Here is a 20,410-nt window from a genome sequence, read left to right on the forward strand (position 1 = left end):
TCGGCTCGTCCTAGCGGCACACCCCACCCGCTACGGGTGATGCCGCCGACCCATGACCGTTCGAGAGTGGAACCTCAACCACCTAGGAGCGGATGTCATGGCAGACGAGACCACCAACCCCGACGTCGAGGTGAACGCGGCCTCCGTGTCCGACGGCGCGTACACCCTCATCATCGCGGACTTCAGTGACACGGACATGGCGTGGGAGGCGTACGAGGCGCTCAAGTCGGTCGAGAACGGCCGCAGCGTCGAGATCGAGGGCGTCATCGTGGTCAGGCGCTCGGCCGAGGGCAAGCTGGAGATCCAGAAGGCGACCGACCACAGCACGAAGTCAGGACTCAAGTGGGGCGTCGTCGGCGGCATCGCGCTCGGCGTGATCTTCCCACCGTCGATCATCGGCAGCGCCGCAGTGGCAGGCGGGGCCGGAGCCTTCGTCGGAAAGCTGCGGCAGCGCCACCACAACCGCGAGCTCGAGCAGAAGCTCGAGAATGCGATCACACCAGGGCACTCCGGCCTGCTCGCCCTGGTTTCCGACCCCGGCGAGATCAAGATCCGCAAGGCCCTCGAGCGGGCGGAGACCATCGTCGAGTCCACCCTCGAGAAGGTCGAGGCGGACGACATCAAGGCCGCCGCCAAGGAAGTCCAGGGCGGCCACGCCTGAGCCCCTGACGGCGAGCGTCCGACCTCGAACAGGCTCAGGCGACGTCGCGACGCAGGGATACGGCAGCGGCCAGCACCGAGGAGGCCAGGGCGTAGCCGAGGAGCACGAGCGCGCCTGTCAACGGCGCCTGGACGACGGGTCCACTCACGCCCGCCTCGGCGGCGATCATCTCCAACAGCTCGGTCGACCCGGTGAGCGCGGCGGTGGCTCCACCGGGAAGGAAGGGATAGACGATGTTGACTCCAGGGAGAATCATCATCAGGTTCTCCATGAAGTAGAAGTAGCCCAGCGTGATCCCGATCGCGAGCAGCTGGTGCCGCGCGACGGCTCCGATGCCGACGCCCAGCAGCATGTAGATGGCTGCGGCGGCGCCGTACCTCGCCGTGGTGCCGAGAATGGCGTCGAGCCCGAGCCCCGGCTCGATCCCGTGCGCTGAGGTCCCTGCGTAGATCCCGGCGATCGCGGAGAGCGCCAGGACCACCCCGTACGCCAGACCGAGACCCCCGTAGGCGATCAGCTTGGCCACCAGCACCCGGCCGCGCTTCGGCACCGCGAGGAAGGTGTTGGCTACGGTCCGATGCCGGTATTCGCCAGTGATCGCCACAGTGCCGATCAGCGCAGGCACGAAGAGGGCGACGCCAAGGAGACTCAAGACTCCGGACACGCCTGCGGCTGTGTCCAACCCAGGCATCGGCGGAGTGGCGTTCTCCGGCCCGGTCAGGGCGATGAGACCGGTGAGCAGGCCACCGCACGCCACCGCAGCCACCAGCGTCCACAGGGGCAGCCGCGTCCTGGTCAGCCGCACGACCTCACCTCGGATCGTGTTCTTCAGCTGTCGCATGCCATCTCCTCCTCGATCATGCTCAGGTAGGCCTCCTCGAGTGAGGCGTGGTCACCGGTGAAGTCGCTCAAGGAACCGGACCAGAGCGTGCGGCCACCCTCGATGAGCACCAGATCGTCGATGACCTGCTGCAGCTCGGTGAGCACATGACTGGAAACCAGCACCGTCCCACCGGCATCGGCGAAGGCTCGCACAAGACGTCGCAGCCAGACGATGCCCGAGGGGTCCAGCCCGTTGGTCGGCTCGTCGAGGATCAGCCCGGATGGCTGCCCCAACAGGGCCGTCGCCAACGCCAGCCGCTGGCGCATCCCGGTCGAGAAGCCGCGTACTCGTCGACGCGACACCGAGCGCAGGCCGGTCTCCTCGAGCACTTGCTCGACCCGGTCGCCGGGTACACCGATCAGGGCGGCCTGAGTCTGCAGGTGCCCGCGAGCGGTCATCCCCGGATGGGCGCCGGCCAGGTCGCCGACGACGCCCAGCACTCGGGACGGACAGCTCAACGCGGTGTAGGGCACCTCATCGATCGTCGCCGTCCCCTGATCCGCACGGGCAAGTCCGGTGAGGATGCGCAAGGTCGTGCTCTTGCCCGCGCCGTTCGGCCCGATGAAGCCGGTCACCCGTCCGGGCCGGGCGACCAGATCGACCCGGGTGAGCGCCGGCACCGGCCCGAAGGACTTGGCCAGACCCTCGGTCTTCAGAGTCGGGCCGGACAGCACCCCGCTCCCCTCCGCCGTTACACCCACAGCCGCAGCCGCGCTCATGGCCGAGCCAGAGCATCGAGCTCCGACGCCAGCTCGGCGGCCTCCGGAGCGCTGACCAGCAGCTCGTCGAAGCCAGCACCGACCTCCCGGTCGCGCAACCGGATCCGCAGCAGAGGCAGCCCACGCGTCATCGAGACCAGCCTGCGGGTGCCATCGGGGTGTCGAAAGGTGCCCAGCTTGCGTAGACCGGAGATCACCAGACCGATACGCCAGCCCAAGACCTCCGAGCTCCAGTCCGGCAGCACCTCCACCGAGTCGACGGCGCTGATGGCGACGGAGTAGCTCCCGCGGCCCGCCATCAGCCGCTCCCAGCCGGGAAAGGTGAGCGTGAGCAGGCCGTCTTGGACGTTGAGAGTGGTCATCTCATCTCCTAGAATATGATCAGATCAGGAACATTCTAAGAATGATAATAATGGGAGTCACATGCCGTCGCAAGGCAATATCTCCGAGGTCGTCGCGCACCCCGTACGGCTGCGGGTTCTGCAGGCGGTGGGTGGTCGCGACCTGACCACCGCCCAGCTCCGGGAACTGTTGACCGATGTCCCCCAGGCAACGCTGTACCGACACGTCGCCACCCTCGTCGAGGCCGGCTTCCTCGCGGTGGCGTCGGAGCGGCGGGTGCGGGGCACGACCGAGCGCACCTACACGCTGGGCGAGCGGATGGCTCACGTCGAGCAGGCCGAGCTGGCGACACTCTCCGACGAGCAGATCCGAGCCGGCTTCCTCGCGTTCATCGGCGAGCTGCTTCGTACGTTCGAGGGTTCACTCGCGCTCGGCGAGGTCACCCGCAGCCACCTCGGGTTCGGCACCGGCGCGCTGTACGTCGACGAGGAAGACCTCGCGCGGATCCAGCAAGGATTCAACGAGCTCATCGCCCCGTACGCCGGCGAGGCGGCCGGGAAGCAGCGGGTCATGCTGTCTACCGCGCTCCTGCCCACCGAGTAGTGCAGTACGTCCCAGTGACACCAGGCCTCAGCTGACGACCCTCAGGTCACGCTCGGTGTTGTTCAGACGCCTGCCGCCCGCTTCGGTGACCGTGACGATGTCCTCGATGCGGACGCCGAACTCCCCGGGGAGGTAGATCCCGGGCTCGACGGAGAAGCACATCCCGGGCACCAGCGGCTGCTCCTCGCCCTCGATCATGTACGGCGGTTCGTGCGTCGTGGTGCCGATGCCGTGCCCGGTGCGATGGATGAACCGCTCGCCGTACCCCGCGTCCGTGATCACCTCTCGAGCGGCCCGGTCGATCTCCTGGCAGGCAACGCCTGGGCGTACCGCTTCGACTCCTGCCTGCTGCGCCGCGCGGACGACCTCGTGGACCTCGCGGACCAGAGCGGACGGTTCGCCCACACAGACCGTGCGGCTGGTGTCCGAGCCGTAGCCGTGCATCAGCCCGCCGAAGTCGAGGACGATCGCATCGCCGACCTCGATGGTGCGGTCGCCGGCCTCGTGGTGAGGGTTGGCGCCGTTGGGGCCTGAGCCGACCACCGTGAAGTCGACCTGCTCGTGCCCGAACTCTCGAAGCAGGCGGGCCAGGTCGGCGGCCACGTCCGTCTCCTTCCGGCCGGCGAACCTGACTCCGAGGATCTGCTCGTAGGCCGCGTCCGCGGCGGCCCCGGCAGCTGCCAGCCGAGCGAGCTCCTTGGAGTCCTTCACCGCTCGCAGCATCGGGAGGGCCTGCGTCAGCGACCGGTAGGAGGATTCGGGCAACGCGTCCTGCAGCCCGAGCAGATGCATCGCCCAGGCGGAGTCGGCGATTCCCATCGTTGCGTGGGCGGGGATCAAGGTGCTGGCGCGCGCGAACGGATCCTCGCCGTCGACCCAGTCGACGATCGAGAGGCCTGGTGCGCCCATGGCACTCTCGGCGTCCGGCCGCTCCAGAGTCGGCACCAGCAGCGTCGGCTGCTGGCCGGGAGCGAGCACGAGCACCGTCAACCTCTCGGTGATGGCGGTGGGCTGGTACCCGGTGAGCCACACCAGGTCAGGGCCGGGTGTCACGAGGAGCCCGTCCAGCCCCGCCTCAGTCGCGTCGGCGACGGCACGGGCCATCCGGGCCGCGTAGTCCTCGTACGTGATCGGCACTGGTGACTGCGTCGTGGTCATCGTGTCCTCCTGGTAGGGACGATAACCACAGAGGCCCAGGCACGAATCATCCGTTCAGGATGATCCAGCCGCGCGAGCGTCATTCCTAATCTGAGCCATCAGCTGCCGTCGCTTTTCGCAAGGAGTGATGAGGATGTCCAGATGTCGCAGGAGCCCCGCCCCGCTGCGGTGGTCACCATGAGCGCAGGGGACGCAGCAGCGGACCTGGCGACGCGAGCCAAGATTCCGCCTACCGCCTGGATCTCGTGGGTGGCGCTGGCGATGATGACCACGAGCTCGGTAGCCAGCCTGCGGGCGGCGCCGACGATGGCGGTCTACGGCCTGGCCTGCGTGTTCTTGTACCTGCTCCCCGCCATCGTGTTCCTGCTGCCGACCTCACTGGTCTCCGCGGAGCTCGCATCAGGGTGGGAAGGCGGCATCTACAAGTGGGTCTCGGAGGGGATCTCCAAGCCGATGGGCTTCCTGGCGGTGTGGTGCCAGTTCGCCATGACGATCTTCTACTACCCGAGTCTGCTGGGGTTCGTGGCGAGCACCCTCGCGTACGTGTTCAATCCGGAGCTGGCCAGCAGCGGGGTGTGGACCGCGTGCGTGATCATCGTCGTGTACTGGTCCGGTGTCTGGATCTCCTCACGTGGCACCAAGGGAGTTGCGGGTCTCGCCAGCGGCGGCCTGATCATCGGAACCCTGATCCCCGGCGTCGTGCTGATCCTTCTCGGCATCGTCTTCCTCGGGCAGGGCAACGAGTCCGCGGCACCGATGACCTCCGAGAACATCTTCCCGGTGTGGGCCGGGCTCTCGAGCCTCGTCCTCATCGTCAACAACTTCCTCTCCTATTCCGGGATGGAGATGAACGCGGTTCACGTGTCCTCGCTGAAGAACCCGGGCAAGGAGTTCCCGAAGTCGATGTTCCTGGCCATGGGCCTGGTCCTCGCGATCTTCATCCTCCCGGCGCTGGCGATCAGCTGGATCGTGCCCGCTGAGGAGCTGTCCCTCACCGCTGGTGTGATGCAGGCCTTCGACGCGGTCTTCGCGAACTTCGGCTGGCAGTGGCTGACCCCGATCGTGGGCATCATGCTGGTCACCGCCTCCCTCGGCGGCATGCTGACCTGGCTGGCGGGGCCCTCGAAGGGCCTGCTGCTGATCTCACGCCAAGAGGGTTACCTCCCGCCCTTCCTGCAGAAGCTCAACAAGAACGGTGTCCAGCAGAACATCCTGGTCGTCCAGGGGCTGGTCACCACCGTGATCGGCCTGGCGTACGCACTGATCCCGGACGTGTCCAGCGCGTACTGGGTCTTCTCCGTCATCACCACCCAGGTCTACCTGATCATGTACCTGCTGATGTTCGTGGCGGCGATCCAGCTACGCCGGAAACACCCGGACCATCCGCGCGGGTATCGCGCACCCATGCTGGTCGGGATGTGCGGAATCGGCTTCGCGGCCTCCCTCGCCGCCCTGCTCGTCGGCTTCATCCCGCCATCGCAGTTCTCGGCCGGAAACTCCGGTCTCTACTTCGCCATCGTCGGCGGCGGCGCACTCGGACTCGGACTCCTCGTGCCGTTCCTGTTCTACCGGTTCCGCAAGCCGTCGTGGAAGCAGCCTGACCCGCAGGAGGTGACCCCGTCATGAGCACCCCGACGGAGACAGAGAGCAAGCGCGAACGCAGCTGGATCTACATCACCGCCCTGGTCGTCCTCGGCGTCCTCGTCGTTGCCGGTCTGCTCGCCTTCAACTCGGCCCGGGAGACCCGCAACGCCGAGGAGAAGGCCGACGAGCTGATCGCGGCCCTCGAGGACGCGGGCGCTCGCACCCCGGACAGAGACCAGATCGTGCGGGTCCTCGGCGAGGACGGCGGAGCGACCTGCGAGAACCCGAACGACGCGCTGAGTCGCGCCATCCTGCTCTCGCAGCTCTCGAACGGGGCGACCGGCCCCGGGGCGCGCCCTGTGGTCGCCGACAGCCGGGTCTTCCAGGGCCAGAAGCTGATCATCGAGATCTACTGCCCCGACGAGCTGGACGACTTCAACGAGTTCGTCGACGACCTCGAGACCGATGACGTGGCGGGTGAGTAGGAGATGGATCTGAGGAGCCGCATCACCGAGCTCATGCCCCAGGCGCGGGCGGAGCTGGCCGAGCTGGTCGCCATCAAGTCGGTCGCCGACCCGCGCCAGTTCCCGCCCGAGGAGTGCCACTGCGCTGCGCAGTGGGTGCTCGACCACTTCGCGGCTCTCGGATTCGACGATGCCCGGCTGGCGGAGACCGCGGACGGCAGCAACGCCGTCGTGGGCTCTCGCCGGTGCACACGACCGGATGCGCCCACGGTGCTGCTGTACGCCCACTACGACGTGCAACCACCGCTCGACGACGCCGCCTGGCAGACACCGCCGTTCGAGCTGGTCGAGAAGGACGGGCGCTGGTACGGCCGCGGGACGGCGGACTGCAAGGGCAACATCCTCATGCACCTCCTGGCGCTCCGGGCCTTGGGACGGGACGTACCGGTGAACCTCAAGCTGGTCGTGGAAGGGTCCGAGGAGCAGGGCACCGGGGGGCTGGAGGCGTTCGTGGTCGACAACGCGGATCTGCTCCGCGCCGACACGATCCTGGTCTGCGACACCGGAAACGCGGCCGTCGGCCAGCCGGCGGCGACCGTCAGCCTGCGTGGCATGGTCAACGTGGTCGTATCGGTCGAGGCGCTGGCCTCGGAGGTGCACTCCGGCATGTTCGGCGGTGCGGCTCCGGACGCCCTCGCCGCCCTGATCGCGATGCTGGCCAGCCTGCGGGACGCAGCCGGCAACACCACCGTCGAGGGGCTCGACAACACCCGACGCTGGGAAGGCCAGCCGTACCCGCCCGAGCAGTTCCGCAGCGACGCCGGGCTGCTTGACGGGGTGCAGCTGATCGGTGACGGCTCGGTCTCGGACATGTTGTGGGCCCGGCCCGCGGTCACGGTGCTCGGCATCGACTGCCCACCCGTGGTCGGCTCGGCGGCGGCGATCGTGCCGAAGGCCGCGGCCCGGCTGAACCTCCGCATCCCACCCGGGCTCGCGCCGGACGTGGCACAGAATGCCCTCGAAGCACACCTCCGCCTGACCGCGCCCTGGGGTGTCCACGTCACCATCGAGGTGGAAGCCACCGGCTCGCCGTTCCGGGCCACCACCGACGGACCGGCCTACCAGGCAATGGGCAAGGCGATGCTCGAGGCCTACGAGAAGCCGATGGCGAGCCTGGGCCAGGGCGGCTCGATCCCGTTGTGCAACGTGTTCACCGACACCTACCCCGACGCCGAGATCATCCTGATGGGCGTGGAGGAGCCGCAGGCGTTGATCCACGCGCCGAACGAGAGCGTGGATCCGCGCGAGATCTCGTCCATGGCACTGACCGAGGCGCTGTTCCTGCAGCGCTACGCCGCCATGACGACTTCACCGACCTGAATCCTCATCTCAATTTCGCGCGGCGCCCTTAGGCTGAGCGACGTGGACCTTCCTGTGATGCCGCCGATCCTGCCGATGCTCGCGAAGCCCGCGAAGGGCGTGCCGACCGACGGTGGCTATGCGTTCGAGCCGAAGTGGGACGGGTTCCGGTGCATCGTGTTCAAGGACGGGGACGAGGTGGAGCTGGCGTCGCGGAACACCAAGCCGCTGACTCGCTACTTCCCCGAGGTGGCCGAGGCGCTGCGGAAGGCGCTGCCGGAGAAGATCGTGCTCGACGGGGAGATCTTCGTGGCGATCGGGGACCGGTTGGAGTTCGAGGTGCTGCAGCAGCGGATCCACCCGGCGGCGTCGCGGATCAGCCTGCTGGCGGAGGAGACGCCTGCTGCGTACGCGGCCTTCGATCTGCTCGCGCTGGGCGAGAGGTCGTTCCTCGACGAACCGCTGACGGAGCGGCGGGCGGCGCTGGAGGACGTCTTCGCCAAGGTGGCCTCGGACAACGTCCATCTGTGCACGACGACGACCGATCCCGAGGTCGCTCAGGACTGGTTCACCCGGTTCGAGGGCGCCGGGCTGGACGGGGTGATGGCCAAGCCGCTGGACGCCCCTTACGTCCCCGACAAGCGGACGATGCTGAAGGTCAAGCACTCGCGTACGGCTGACGTGGTCGTGGCCGGCTACCGCGAGCACAAGACCTCCACACCGGAGAACCCGCTGCTCGGGAGCCTGCTGCTGGGTCTGTACGCCCCCGGGGAGGACGGCCAGCCGGAGCTGCAGCACATCGGGGTCTCGGCGTCCTTCACCGCCGCGCGACGCGCCGAGCTGTGGCAGGAACTGCAGGAGCTCGTCGTCCCGATCGAGGACCACCCGTGGGGCCGCTGGAGCGAGTGGCTGACCGCCAACCCCGACCGGGTCCCCGGCACCCAGAGCCGCTGGTCGCAGGGGAAGGACCTGTCCTTCACCCCGCTGCGCCCGGAGCGGGTGCTCGAGGTGGGCTATGACCACATGGAGGGACGCCGGTTCCGGCACACCGCCCAGTTCAAGCGCTGGCGCCCCGACCGTGACCCGGAGTCGTGCGGCTATGAGCAGCTCGAGGAACCCGTGGCGTACGAGCTGTCCGAAGTGCTCGGAGGAGCGTCTAAATCCGGCTAGGGTCGGAGCCATGAGCTACGACGTCGTTCTTCTTGTCGAGCAGGCGATCACCCTCGACGACGCGACCCGGGTCCACTCCCTCCACGAGGGAGTCGAGGACCCGGTCTACCACGTGCTGCTGCCCTTGGAGGATGCCGCCGCACGGATCGAGTCAGCGATGGGCACGCTCAGCGCGGCCGAATACCTCGGCTCGGCGATGATGATGAACGAGATCGACCTCGACGCGGTGCGCGAGGAGGCCAAGGACGAGGCCGAGCAGGCGCTCGAGCAGACCCTGAAGGTGCTGAAGACCTCCGGCGCATCCGCCCACGGCGAGCTCGTCCAGGACCCGGTCAAGGCGCTGCGTGCCAAGGTCGCAGCGGTCGATGGCCGGGAGGCGATCATCATGACCCGCCCGCACGTGGTCGCCGAGTTCTTCCACGTCGACTGGACCCACCAGGCCCGCCGTCATCTCCACGTCCCGGTGCTGCATCTGATCGAGCACGAGAACTTCGACGAGCAGGCCGGCGAGGGCGAAGGAATCAGCGGCATGTGAGACGTTTCGTCCGCATGACAAACGAAACCCTCGGAAGTGACCGGCAACACACCAAAGGTTACCGCTCTGTTACCGGCTTCACGTGGCAGTTGTGGCTCGCATTCCCCTAGTATCTTGGGGTTCGCTGTTCCGGGGGGATCCAGCGACGAGGAAGTGCCTGCTCGTGCGATCGGGGGATCCGCGCTGAGCGGGCACTTCTGCTATCCGCTCACTCCTTCCGTGCCTTCTTCAAGGCGCTGGTGCGCTGGTTCACCCAGTCCGACATCGTGTTGATCGCCGTCTCCAGGTCCTCGGCACTCAACGAGTCGCTGGTCGGCACCGTCTCAGCGAGCCCGTCGAGGGTGTCGGCGGCCGTACCGTCGGCGTACACGTTGTCGAACAGTTCCCAGTACGCCTCGGTGTAGACGCCTTTCAGGTCATCGGACGCCAGGAACCGTTCCTTGAGCGCGTTCCCACCGCGGATGCCACCGGCTCCGGCCTGCTGCGGACGTTCCGGGGCCATGCCTTCCGGCGCACCGCCCATGCCAGCGCCCATGCCTGTCTCGTCGTCGGGACCAAGGGTGGCGTCACCCTGCATCGCGAGGTTGAGGTCCCAGGAGATCACCGAGAGCTTCTCGGACTCCAGGTCGTACCAGAGGTAGTAGTTCTGGCCCGGACCGCCCATGTCGTCGCCGTTGACGATCAGGTTCTGCATCGCCAGGTAGCTCGCCAGGGAGTCCACGTCGACCCACTCGTCGAGGTCGGCGGCGAACTCCTCGTCGTCGGCCTCGTCCATCCACTTGAGGAAGTCGATGATCGGCTGCAGGGTGCCGTCGTCGCTGGAGTTGATCTGCTTGAACTGGTCGCTGTAGGACGACTGGTCGTCGTCGACGTAGGCCAGCTGGGAGGAGGCGTCCGCCTTGTAGAGGTAGCCGGGCGAGTCGAACAGGTTGTTCGCCATGTTCTCGTCCGGGTGGGCGAGCAGCAGACGGGTCGTCGTGTCGCTGCCGTTGACCGAGTAGACGGCATACCCGTAGTCCTGGGTCGGCAGGTCGGCCGCCTTGGTCAACGAGAGGGCCATCGCCTCATTGATGACCGGGCTGCCGGGGCGTACGGAGATCTCGGTCATGCCCTGGTAGGCACGGCCCTCGACGTTCTCGTTGAAGCTGAGCAGCAGCGGGAGCGAGGTCGGGTCGTCGGCGGAGGCCTGGGACATCGCGCCCATCCCGCCACCGCCCGGTCCGCCCGCCATCCCGCCTTCGGGCATCTCCATGCCCTCAGGAGGCTCCATGCCCTCGGGCATCTGCATGCCCTCGGGGATCTCCATCCCTTCGGGGAGCTCCATGCCCTCTGGGGGCTGCACGCCGCCCCGGCCGGGACCACCCTCGCCACCGGCTCCACCTGTGCCGCGCAGGCCCATCAAGGTCGAGTTTCCCTTGAGCCGCACCGCGACGTCGTTGATAACGGTCCCGTCGATGGTCACCGTGGCGGTGACCCACTTCTTCTCGCCGTCCTTCTGGTAGCTCTCGACCATGTCGTCGTACTCGACATCTGTGATGTCGATGGAGACCTCGTGGTCGACGGAGGCGTCGAACAGGTCGACGGTGCCGGCGAGGTCCTCAGTGATCTCGGCGGCGGCGATCTCGACCTCGCCGGTGATGTAGGGCTTGATACCCACGTCTTTGAGCGTGACCAGCAGCGCGAGGGAGAAGACGCCCAGGAGGGCGACGAGCTTCCAGTGCTGGCGCCAGGACCGCGGCAGCCGGTGCCGGAGGCGCTTGCGCGGCACCGGCTGCGGCGCGACGTTGTCGGGGTCGGCCATCACAGGTCGGTCTGGTCGTAGCCCGTCAGCACGGTGACGCGCTGGCCGCTGTTGACCGCGGAGAGTGCCTGCAGCAGCTCACGCGAGCTGCTGCCCTTCTTCAGCTGCGCGGTGTAGTAGAGCTCGATCAGTGCCCCGGAGCGTACGGACTCGGTCGAGACCAGCTCGAAGTCGGAGCAGTGCTGGATCATCAGGTCCTCGACGACCGAGGTGTACTCCGGCTCCGGCGGCACCTGGACCTTGACCACCTGACGCTGTACGTCGAGCTTGAACCAGTTGAACTTGTTCATCAGGACGAGAACGAGGCAGATCATCACCGTGGCCGCGATCGCGAGCAGGTAGAACCGGGTGCCGGTCGTCATCCCGATCGCCATCACCAAGAAGATGAAGCCGACGTCGCGGGTCTCCTTCACGGCGTTGCGGAACCGGATCACCGACAGCGCACCCACCAGCGCGAACGCTCGGGCGATGTTGGAGCCGACGACGAGCATGATGAGCGAGACGACCATGCCCGCGAGCACCAGCGTCTGGACGTACGACTGGCTGTAGGAGACGTTCTTGTGGGTGGCCCGGTAGACGTAGCCGATGATCGCCGACAGCACGAACGACAGCGTCAGCGACGCCACGATGTCGAAGACGGTGAACGTGGAGCTGAGATCTTGGAAATCGAGATTCATGAGAGCTTCCTGTGCAGTGATCGCTGAGGAGATCAGCGAGAGGTGATGAGATCGGTGGACGGGGCGAGGACGTTCTCGGCCGAGCCGTAGCGTGAGCTCGGGGCGAGCGAGAAGGCCTCGACGGACTGGCAGTACTTCGAGATCCGGACCACCGACATGTCGAGCCGTGCGGTCAGGTCGGTCGCCCAGTAGGGCACCCGCTCGTTGGCCTTGAGCTCGACGATCGCCAGCTTCGGCGGGATCAGGAACCGGTTCTCCGCGCTGGAGGCGAAGTGGAAGTCGCGGTCGCGGCCGTGCACGCGGTGGTCGATGGTGACGCGCAGGCCGAGGTCGGCCTCGCGCCCGATGAACGCCTCACGCTGATAGCCGGTGGTGACGATCGGACGCAGGTCGAGATTGCCGACCAGCGAGGTCACCTCGTTGACGAAGCCTCGTGAGGTGCCACTGACGTCCAGTTCGAGCTCTTCGCGCTCGTCGAGCCAGCGCCGCGCCTGCTGGTATGGAAGCGAGAGGCGGCGCTTCTGGGTCACCCGGTTCACGCGCTGCTTGATCTCGACGTGGACCGGGGTGTCCTCGGCGCAGCTCGCCGGCTTGCCGTAGAGCCGCATCCGGAGCTTGCGGCGGAACCGGAGCCCCTCGATCTTCTCCCAGTAGAACCGCAGATCCGGGGTGTCGTAGTAGACCGACGTCACCGGGTAGCCGCCAAGTGGCGAGTACGGGTCGGCCTCCATCCGGGCCTCGAGCTCCTCGCGCAGCTGGGCGACCTTCAGCTCGTCGATCAGATACTTGATCTCGTAGCGGTTGAAGGCGTGCAACCGGCTCGCGGTCTCCGCATAGCCGGTGGGCTGCGTCGGAGCATCCTCGGCTTCCATCTCATCGTGGTTGACGCCTCGGCGTCGACTCAACCAACCCATTCAGTTCTTCCTCCCGGGAGAGTCACTCATGCGACTCCGGGAGTTCACCGGTCGTTCATGTCTTCGGGCTGTGCCGAACCTGTGATGAGCCTGTCAACGAGTCGGCGAGAGGCCGATCATTCGATGCGGTTGCCCTCCTCGTCCCAGTGGGACGCGACCTTCTTGCTCGGCTGCACCCGCGGCGGCTCGCCCGGCATCTTCGGGTAGTCGGGCGGGAAGTTGAGCTCGCCTCCGGGCAGCTTCTCCCACAGCTCGAGCAGGGGCGTGAGGTCGCACGCCTCGTCGTCGATCTGCGCCCAGCGGTCGCCGTCGGCGAGGAGGTCGGGGACGGTGAAGAGGTTGAGCTCTCGCGGGTCCTTCAGGTCGGCCAGCTCGTCCCAGGTGAGCGGCGTGGAGACCGGGGCGCCGGGTCTGGGACGCAGTGAGTAGGCGCTCGCGATGGTCCGATCCCGGTTGTTCTGGTTGAAGTCGACGAAGATGCGCTCCCCGCGCTCCTCCTTCCACCACGCGGTGGTCACTCCCCCGTCGCGACGCTCGAGCTCACGGCCGAACCCGATGGCGGCGTGACGCAGCTCCTCGAAGGTCCACTCCGGCCGGATGCGTACGAAGATGTGTACGCCGCGGTTGCCGCTGGTCTTCGCGAAACCGCGCAGGCCGAGCTCCTCGAGCGTCTCCCGAGCGACGCCGGCGACCCGCAACACGTCGGCGAAGTCGGTGCCCGGCTGGGGGTCGAGGTCGATGCGCAGCTCGTCGGGATGATCGACATCAGCGCGGCGGACGGGCCAGGGGTGGAAGGTGAGCGCGCCCATCTGGGCACACCAGACCGGGACAGCGGGCTCGGTGGGGCAGATCTCCCGCGCCTTACGCCCGCTCGGGAAGGTGATCTCGACCTCCTCGAGGTAGTCGGGGGCACCCTTGGGCGTGCGCTTCTGGTAGAAGCCGTCACCCTCTCCCCCAGAATTGGGCCCAGTGGTCGGCCCGGTGGCCAGCTTCATGCCCTCGCGCCAGCCGTCGGGCCAGCGCTCGAGAGCCGTCGGGCGATCCCGCAGCGCTCGCATCAGCGGGTCGCCGACGGTCGCGAAGAACTGCGCGACCATCAGCTTGGTGACCTCGGGGGTGCTGTCGGTCGCCTCGTAGATCACCCGGTCGGGGCTGGAGATCCGTAACTCGCGCTCGCCTGCCTGCACGTGTGCCGCCGGTGTCTTCGCCATGGCGCCAACCTAGCCCGCTCCAAGCCCCTCCCCCAGCGAAATCGCCCGGACGACATCCGCAACTCACTGGCCAGTACGTCGTGAGACCGGCATGATCCGCTCCAACGTACGGCGACCGCCACGATCTCGGAGGACCCCCACATGTCGACTCGAACCACGGCACTGACCGCCGCCACGGCCGCCCTGGCTGCCGCCATCACCCTCGGCCTCACCGGCGCTCCCTCGACCGCGAGCGCCAACCCGGCCTGCGGGACCGTCGCCTCGCCCGACACCCGGGTGGAGCACACCCGGCTCACCGACCCGGCGGTGACCGACATCCTGGCCCGCTCCGGGTTCGACGATGTCGCCGGCGCGGTGAGGACGGCCGTCTGCGACGCCGGCAGCAGCAGGGCCGCCACCGCTGCGGCACGGCTCGCCGGCCAGGCGCTGTGGCAGCGCGCGGTCGACCGCGTGCAGGGCCGCGGCGGCGCCGGTGGCGACCTGCCGCGCAGTGACGACCGGCCGCTCTACTGGGCCCGGCTCGCGGGCGAGCTGGAGGTCGCGCGAGTCGCTCCTGCGTACCGGACCTGGTCCGAGGACGCCCGGGCGAAGGTGCTGGCAGCCTTCGACCGGAGCTCGCGCGGGATCGAGTCGACCGCCTTCACTCGCGGCGAGTCCGGCCGGTCACGGCAGGTGCTGGCCTCCGGCTTCGACCCGTTCACCCTCGATCGCAACATCCGCCAGTCGAACCCTTCCGGGGCGACGGCGCTGGCGATGGACGGGCGCGTCGTCCAGACGGCGAAGGGTCCCGTCGAGATCCAGACCGTGGTGTTCCCGGTGCTGTGGGAGCCGTTTGCGCAGGGCACCGTCGAGCGCGCGTTCCTGCCACACCTGGTCCCCGGCAAGCGCGACGTGGACACCGCCATCACCATCAGCCAGGGCCGCGCGGGCCGTTTCGACCTGGAGGTCTGGAACGGCGCCCATCGCGGCACCTTCCCCGACAACGACCGCGTCAGCGTCAACGAGACGATCCCGATCCCCGAGGACGTACCTCATGCCGACCCGCAGCCGCAGTGGACCCGGACCACACTGCCGGTCGAGGCGATGAAGGCGGCCGTGCCCGGCACCTTCCCGGTGAACATCAACCGGATCATCACCGAGATCCCGGCCGGATCGACCACGCCGGTCACCCGGGAGGACCCGACACCGGGCTCCACGGCGGTCGCCGGTGGCGGCGGTGACTACCTGTCCAACGAGTCGGCCTACCGCACCACCGCCCTCCGCGACGCGCTCGAGGCCGACACCAAGCAGGGTCACATCCACGTACCGGTCCTCGACGGGGACGCCGGTGGCGAACCGCTGGCCGACATGCGGGCAGACATCGTGGCCCAGACTCTCGATCTCGTGGCGGCTGCGGCGACCAGCTGATCCGGAGATGGCCCGAAGGAGATGGCCCGAAGAAACTAGCCGTCTGCCGCACCGTTTTCATGCCCCCGGGCGTACTAGGGGCATGAAAACAGCAAAGGTCAGGCCTATCTCGGGTGCGGCCCTTGTGATCAGCATCGTCAGCGTCTTCGCCCTCGGCGCCTGCGGCGGGTCGGACGGATCGAGCGGATCCTCCGCCGACTCCGGCTCGGTCGAGTCGCTGGCCGACCAATCAGCCGGGAAGGCGGCAGGCCCGGAGATGGCCGCGGAGGACGCAGACGCAGCGGCCCCGAAGCAGGCCGTCACGAAGGCGTCGATCATCTCCACCGGCTCGGTCGCGCTCGACGCGAAGGACGTCGCAAAGACCCGTACGCAGGTGCAGCAGATCTCCGACAGGTACGCCGGCCAGGTCACCGAGCAGGAGACCAGCGACAGCGACGACGACGGACCGAGCCATGCCCGGATGGTCCTCCGGATCCCGTCGAAGTCGTTCGACGACGCGATGGCCGACCTCGAGGACACCGCCACCCTGGTCGACTCCAACACCACGACCACCGACGTCACCACCGAGGTCGTCGACACCGAGGTGCGGGTGAAGAACGCGCGGACGAGCATCGAGAGGATCCGTACGCTCCTCTCCCGTGCCGAGGCGATCGGTGACGTCATCGCGATCGAGTCCGAGCTGGCCAGGCGCGAGGCCGACCTCAACTCGCTGCTCGCCCAGCAGGCGGCCCTCGAGAACCAGACCTCGCTGTCGACCATCACGGTCAACATCGACCGTGCCGGTCCCGGCGGCTCCTCCGACGACGACCCCGGCTTCTTGGCCGGGCTGAGCGCCGGCTGGGATGCCCTGGGCGACTCGGCCCGCGTCCTCGCGGTCGCCCTCGGCGCCATCATCCCGTGGACGCCGGTCATCCTGCTCCTCCTCGCGCCCGTCTGGTTCCTGTCCCGACGCCGGAGGCAGGTGGCTGGGCCAATGGCCGGGCCGGTGCCGGCCACCGGCCCGGCGGAGGAATAACCAGTCGAGATCGGGGTGCTCGGCGGCGTACGTTCTGAACATGAGCGCGCTCGAGCACCCCGGCCTCGTCTTCCGCAGCCTCGACCCCTTCGACGGGGACGAGGCCCTGTTGAAGGGGTGGTACGAAGGCACGCGGCGTGGCTTCCACCAGTCCCGAGGCAACGACGACGGCATCGAGGTCTGGCGAGACCACACCCGCTCCGACTCGGTGACGCTGCTGGGGGCGTGGACGGAGAACTCGGAGTTCTCCTCGGCCACGATCCCGGTAGCGACGTTCTCGTCCTGGACCTCGCCGGTCAACGTGGGCGGCGGCGTCAGCCTGCCGACGCTGCTGATCAGCGACGTGACGGTCTCCCCGACCCACAGGCGCCAGGGCCTGCTGCGCAAGCTGATGACGGTCTCGCTGGCCGACGCGGTCGCCGCCGGCGTGCCGCTGGCGGCGCTGACCGTCTCGGAAGGGTCGATCTACGGCCGCTTCGGGTTCGGCACGGCCACCCATCTGCGCCAGGTCGAGGTCGACGTGACCGCGAAGTTCCGCTACCGCCCCGAGGTGCCCGCCGATGACGGTTCGGTGACCATGGTCGAGCCGGCCGACGCCTGGAAGACGGTCGCCGAGATCTACGGCACCTTCCAGGAGCGCACCCGTGGATCGGTCACCCGGCCGCAGTTCTACGAGCCCTGGCTCTCCAGCGCCTACGATTTCGGCGGCGACTCGAAGGGCGAGTCGAAGCAGCGCGCCGTGCTGCACCTGGACACCTCCGGCACGCCAGATGGCTACGCCATCTACAAGACCGCCGACGAGCGCAACGACTCCGGGCTGCGGATGGCGCGGGTCGTCGACCTGGTGGCGCTGACCCCGGCGGCCTACCTGCGGCTGTGGCGGTTCCTCGCCGACATCGACCTCGTCGAGCGGGTCTCCTGGCACCGGGCACCGCTGCAGGACCCGCTCTACTGGGCGCTCGCCGAGCCGTTCGCGGTCAAGAGCGCCGAGATCGACGACATGCTGTGGATGCGTGTGCTCGATGTGCCGACCGCCCTTCAGGCACGACCCTGGTACGCCCCCGGCGAGGTCGTCCTCGGCGTCGACGACCCGCTCGGACACGCTGCCGGGGCCTGGCGGGTCGCGGTCGCGGACGGCACGGCCGAGGTCACGCGGACCGACGCAGCCCCGACCGTGGAGCTCGGCGCGGACACCCTCGGTGCCCTGTATCTCGGCGGCGTCGACGTACGCACCTTGGCGGCCGCCGGCCGGATCACCGGCTCGCCCGAGGCGATCGAGACCTGGGCGGCGATGGCCGACGGCGGCCCGCTGCCCTACTGCATCACCGGCTTCTGAGGGTCAGGGACGTCCGGGCTCGGCGCCGATCAGGCTGATCCGGTCGCCGCGAAAGTGGTAGTGGTGCATCGCGTCCAACCGCGGTGCGTACGCGTGCAGGCTGATCGCGGGGCGCGAGCCGACGTTGCGTACGTCATGGACATGACCGGCGTCGTGCGCCCGGGCTTCGCCCGGACCGACGTCGGCGATCTGCAGGCCACCGAGCCAGTTGTGCTCGACCAGACTGCCGGTGAGCACGGTGAAGGCGGTGGTCGCGGTGCCGTGGTCGTGGAAGCCGGTGCTGGCGCCCGGCGACCAGGCGATCAGCCAGACCTCGACTTTGTCGCCGCGGTGAAGCAGGTGGAACTCCCGCCCGGTCTCGGGCACCTGAACCCGCGCGAGCAGGTCGTCGTCGGCGTGGGTGCGGATGGCGTCCAGCAGGGGCTGTATGGCAAGGGCGGTCAAGGTGGCCTCCTCCAGAAGCGTCGTGGGCTTAAGTATAGTAGATGACTCGACTTTGGCAATGGAGTTGTGCTCCCACCCCAGACGTACCATTTGAGCCATGGGTTACAACGTGGAGAAGTCCGACGAGGAGTGGCGCGCAGAGCTGTCGCCCGAGGAGTACGCGGTGCTGCGCCAAGCGGGCACCGAGCGGGCGTTCACGGGTGAATACACCGACACCGAGACCAAGGGCGTCTACTCGTGCAAGGCCTGCAAGGCCAAGCTGTTCGAGTCCGACACCAAGTTCCACTCCGGCTGCGGCTGGCCGTCGTTCTACCAGCCGATCAGCGACACGATCGAGTACATCGAGGACAAGACGCACGGGATGGACCGGGTGGAGGTCCGCTGCGCCAACTGCGGCTCCCACCTCGGCCACGTCTTCCCCGACGGCTACGGCACCCCGACCGGCGACCGGTTCTGCATCAACTCGATCTCGATCTCGCTGGAGCCTGCCGACCAGGCCTGACCCGGCTAGCGTTGCGCCGTGACTGTGCGGATCGCGATGTGGTCAGGACCGAGAAACCTATCCACGGCGTTGATGCGCTCGTTCGAGAACCGGCCGGACTGCACGGTCCTCGACGAGCCGCTGTACGCCGCCTACCTCGCGGCCACGGGCCTCGATCATCCCGGCCGTGACGACGTGCTCGCCTCCCAGCCGAACGACTGGCGGGTGGTGGCCAAGGAGATCACGTCCGGGCCGGTCGGCTCGGCGGTGCAGTACCAGAAGCACATGACCCATCACCTGCTCCCGGAGATGGACCACGGCGCCTTCGCCGGGCTCTCGCACGCGTTCCTGGTCCGGGACCCGGAACGGGTGCTGACCTCGTACGCGAAGGTCCGCGAGGAGCCGACGCTGGAGGACCTCGGACTGCCACAGCAGGTGGCGCTCTTCGAGGAGTTCGGCGGTCCGGTGGTCGACGCCGCCTCGATCCTGGCGTCGCCGCGGGCGGCTCTCGCCGGGCTGTGCGAGGCGCTGGGGATCGGCTTCGACGAGGCGATGCTGTCGTGGCCGGCCGGCCGCCGGGACTCCGACGGAGTGTGGGCCCCGCACTGGTACTCCGGGGTGTGGGCCTCGACCGGGTTCGCCGCCTCCTCCCCCGGCGCCGCCGACCCGCTGCCCGCGCGCCTGGCGCCGCTGCTGGAGCGCTGCCTGCCCTACTACGATCGCCTCGCCCCCTATGTCATGAGAGTTGACTGATGCTGCAGACATACGACCCCCGCAACGACCACCTCCAGGTCTGGATCAACGGTGAGCTCAGCCACCGCCTGGAGGCGCGGATCTCGCCGTTCGACTCTCTCGCCCAGGGCGGCGACGGCGTCTGGGAGGGGCTGCGGCTCACCCAGGGACGCATCTTCAAGCTCGACGAGCACCTGCAGCGGCTGCGGCGCTCGGCGCGGGCTCTCGCCTTCTCGGACATCCCCTCCGACGCGTTCATGACCGAGGCGATCCGGGAGTGCCTGGCCGCCAACGAGATGCGCGACGACGTCCACATCCGGCTCACGCTCTCGCGCGGCGTGAAGGTCACCTCCGGCATGGACCCGCGGCTCAACCAGTCGGGTCCGACGCTGATCGTGCTGGCCGAGTTCAAGTCACCGGTCTACGACGACTCGGGGATCACGCTGATCACCGCGGCGCAGCGCCGCCCGCGCGCCGACATGCTCGACCCGAAGATCCACCACAACAACCTGATCCCCTCGATCCTGGCCAAGGTCGAGGCCAACAACGCGGGCGCCGACGACGCGCTGATGCTCGACGACGCCGGATTCATCGCCGAGACCAACGCCACCCACTTCTTCCACGTACGCGACGGCGTGCTGCGCACCTCGACGACCCGCGCCTGCCCCGAGGGGATCACCCGCGCCACCGTCCTCGACCTCGCCGCCGACCTCGGCCTGCCGGTGGACGTCGGCGACTTCTCGCTCACCGACGCCCACACGGCCGACGAGGCCTTCGTCACCGGCACGATGGGCGGGCTCACCCCGGTGGTCTCCCTCGACGGCCGGCCGATCGAGCGCGGGCCGATGACGCAGCAGCTCTCGAAGGCGTACGCGGACCTGCAGGCGACAACGGGGACGGTCGTCGCGGGCTGA

Annotated in this window: 22 protein-coding genes; 13 read left to right on the plus strand and 9 right to left on the minus strand. The window is 68.3% G+C overall.

Features of this window, described 5'->3' with window-relative positions:
• Nucleotides 1-97 precede the first annotated feature (97 nt).
• Nucleotides 98-661, plus strand: coding sequence for a DUF1269 domain-containing protein (locus tag ABZY89_RS01765; RefSeq protein ID WP_355224158.1), 564 nt, complete (start codon nt 98-100; stop codon nt 659-661).
• A 34-nt stretch (nt 662-695) separates the two neighbouring features.
• Here ABZY89_RS01765 and ABZY89_RS01770 read toward each other — a convergent pair whose 3' ends face one another.
• From ABZY89_RS01770 to ABZY89_RS01780, 3 genes are read right to left on the minus strand one after another with little or no spacing between them, the layout of a single operon-like run.
• Nucleotides 696-1,502, minus strand: a complete 807-nt coding sequence (locus ABZY89_RS01770) for an ABC transporter permease (RefSeq protein ID WP_355224159.1) — start codon at nt 1,500-1,502, stop codon at nt 696-698.
• On the minus strand, nt 1,490-2,263 hold the full coding sequence (locus ABZY89_RS01775; RefSeq protein WP_355224161.1) for an ATP-binding cassette domain-containing protein: 774 nt from the start codon (nt 2,261-2,263) through the stop codon (nt 1,490-1,492). Before ABZY89_RS01775 ends, ABZY89_RS01770 begins: the two co-directional genes overlap by 13 nt.
• Complete coding sequence (locus tag ABZY89_RS01780) at nt 2,260-2,625, minus strand: hypothetical protein (RefSeq protein ID WP_355224163.1); 366 nt, start codon at nt 2,623-2,625, stop codon at nt 2,260-2,262. Before ABZY89_RS01780 ends, ABZY89_RS01775 begins: the two co-directional genes overlap by 4 nt.
• Nucleotides 2,626-2,686: 61 nt before the next feature.
• Between ABZY89_RS01780 and ABZY89_RS01785 the strand changes: the two genes are divergently transcribed.
• Nucleotides 2,687-3,208 (plus strand): helix-turn-helix domain-containing protein, encoded by a 522-nt coding sequence (locus ABZY89_RS01785; protein ID WP_355224165.1) that lies wholly within the window; start codon nt 2,687-2,689, stop codon nt 3,206-3,208.
• A 27-nt stretch (nt 3,209-3,235) separates the two neighbouring features.
• Here the strand turns inward: ABZY89_RS01785 and ABZY89_RS01790 are convergent, their stop codons facing one another.
• Nucleotides 3,236-4,366, minus strand: coding sequence for an aminopeptidase P family protein (locus tag ABZY89_RS01790; RefSeq protein WP_355224167.1), 1,131 nt, complete (start codon nt 4,364-4,366; stop codon nt 3,236-3,238).
• Nucleotides 4,367-4,507: 141 nt separating this feature from the next.
• On the opposite strand from ABZY89_RS01790, the gene ABZY89_RS01795 reads away from it, so the two are divergent.
• From ABZY89_RS01795 to ABZY89_RS01815, 5 genes are read left to right on the plus strand one after another with little or no spacing between them, the layout of a single operon-like run.
• Nucleotides 4,508-5,992 carry an APC family permease gene (locus ABZY89_RS01795; protein WP_355224169.1) on the plus strand — a complete coding sequence of 495 codons (1,485 nt, stop codon included), beginning with the start codon at nt 4,508-4,510 and terminating at the stop codon, nt 5,990-5,992.
• Nucleotides 5,989-6,435 (plus strand): hypothetical protein, encoded by a 447-nt coding sequence (locus ABZY89_RS01800; RefSeq protein WP_355224171.1) that lies wholly within the window; start codon nt 5,989-5,991, stop codon nt 6,433-6,435. The genes ABZY89_RS01795 and ABZY89_RS01800 overlap by 4 nt, the downstream gene beginning before the upstream one ends.
• A gap of 3 nt (nt 6,436-6,438) precedes the next feature.
• Nucleotides 6,439-7,794, plus strand: coding sequence for a dipeptidase (locus tag ABZY89_RS01805; protein WP_355224173.1), 1,356 nt, complete (start codon nt 6,439-6,441; stop codon nt 7,792-7,794).
• 42 nt (nt 7,795-7,836) lie between these two features.
• Nucleotides 7,837-8,943, plus strand: coding sequence for an ATP-dependent DNA ligase (locus tag ABZY89_RS01810; protein WP_355224174.1), 1,107 nt, complete (start codon nt 7,837-7,839; stop codon nt 8,941-8,943).
• Between the two features lie 10 nt (nt 8,944-8,953).
• Complete coding sequence (locus ABZY89_RS01815) at nt 8,954-9,478, plus strand: hypothetical protein (protein ID WP_355224176.1); 525 nt, start codon at nt 8,954-8,956, stop codon at nt 9,476-9,478.
• Between the two features lie 208 nt (nt 9,479-9,686).
• On the opposite strand, the gene ABZY89_RS01820 is transcribed toward ABZY89_RS01815, so the two are convergent.
• From ABZY89_RS01820 to ABZY89_RS01835, 4 genes are all read right to left on the minus strand, one after another.
• On the minus strand, nt 9,687-11,279 hold the full coding sequence (locus tag ABZY89_RS01820) for a CotH kinase family protein (protein WP_355224177.1): 1,593 nt from the start codon (nt 11,277-11,279) through the stop codon (nt 9,687-9,689).
• Nucleotides 11,279-11,956, minus strand: a complete 678-nt coding sequence (locus ABZY89_RS01825) for a DUF4956 domain-containing protein (RefSeq protein WP_355224179.1) — start codon at nt 11,954-11,956, stop codon at nt 11,279-11,281. Before ABZY89_RS01825 ends, ABZY89_RS01820 begins: the two co-directional genes overlap by 1 nt.
• Before the next feature lie 32 nt (nt 11,957-11,988).
• Nucleotides 11,989-12,870: a polyphosphate polymerase domain-containing protein gene (locus tag ABZY89_RS01830; RefSeq protein WP_355224181.1), complete on the minus strand. Its 882-nt coding sequence runs from the start codon at nt 12,868-12,870 to the stop codon at nt 11,989-11,991.
• A 116-nt stretch (nt 12,871-12,986) separates the two neighbouring features.
• On the minus strand, nt 12,987-14,081 hold the full coding sequence (locus ABZY89_RS01835) for a DNA polymerase domain-containing protein (RefSeq protein ID WP_355224183.1): 1,095 nt from the start codon (nt 14,079-14,081) through the stop codon (nt 12,987-12,989).
• A gap of 141 nt (nt 14,082-14,222) precedes the next feature.
• Here ABZY89_RS01835 and ABZY89_RS01840 point away from each other — a divergent pair, with 141 nt between their 5' ends.
• The 3 genes from ABZY89_RS01840 (at nt 14,223) to ABZY89_RS01850 (ending at nt 17,839) form a co-directional block, all read left to right on the plus strand.
• Nucleotides 14,223-15,488, plus strand: a complete 1,266-nt coding sequence (locus tag ABZY89_RS01840) for a hypothetical protein (RefSeq protein WP_355224185.1) — start codon at nt 14,223-14,225, stop codon at nt 15,486-15,488.
• Between the two features lie 124 nt (nt 15,489-15,612).
• A complete protein-coding gene (locus ABZY89_RS01845) occupies nt 15,613-16,503 on the plus strand; it encodes a DUF4349 domain-containing protein (RefSeq protein WP_355224186.1) in 891 nt (296 codons plus the stop codon).
• A gap of 40 nt (nt 16,504-16,543) precedes the next feature.
• Nucleotides 16,544-17,839 (plus strand): GNAT family N-acetyltransferase, encoded by a 1,296-nt coding sequence (locus tag ABZY89_RS01850; protein ID WP_355224188.1) that lies wholly within the window; start codon nt 16,544-16,546, stop codon nt 17,837-17,839.
• Nucleotides 17,840-17,842: 3 nt separating this feature from the next.
• Here the strand turns inward: ABZY89_RS01850 and ABZY89_RS01855 are convergent, their stop codons facing one another.
• Nucleotides 17,843-18,283: a cysteine dioxygenase family protein gene (locus ABZY89_RS01855; RefSeq protein ID WP_355224189.1), complete on the minus strand. Its 441-nt coding sequence runs from the start codon at nt 18,281-18,283 to the stop codon at nt 17,843-17,845.
• Nucleotides 18,284-18,380: 97 nt separating this feature from the next.
• Here ABZY89_RS01855 and msrB point away from each other — a divergent pair, with 97 nt between their 5' ends.
• The 3 genes from msrB to ABZY89_RS01870 are packed head-to-tail and all read left to right on the plus strand — an operon-like array spanning nt 18,381 to nt 20,410.
• Complete coding sequence (gene msrB / locus ABZY89_RS01860) at nt 18,381-18,785, plus strand: peptide-methionine (R)-S-oxide reductase MsrB (protein WP_355224191.1); 405 nt, start codon at nt 18,381-18,383, stop codon at nt 18,783-18,785.
• A 36-nt stretch (nt 18,786-18,821) separates the two neighbouring features.
• Nucleotides 18,822-19,517: an HAD family hydrolase gene (locus ABZY89_RS01865; protein WP_355224535.1), complete on the plus strand. Its 696-nt coding sequence runs from the start codon at nt 18,822-18,824 to the stop codon at nt 19,515-19,517.
• Nucleotides 19,517-20,410 (plus strand): aminotransferase class IV, encoded by an 894-nt coding sequence (locus ABZY89_RS01870; protein ID WP_355224192.1) that lies wholly within the window; start codon nt 19,517-19,519, stop codon nt 20,408-20,410. Before ABZY89_RS01865 ends, ABZY89_RS01870 begins: the two co-directional genes overlap by 1 nt.

This window comes from Nocardioides sp. NPDC006303, assembly GCF_040613175.1.
Classification (GTDB): domain Bacteria; phylum Actinomycetota; class Actinomycetes; order Propionibacteriales; family Nocardioidaceae; genus Nocardioides.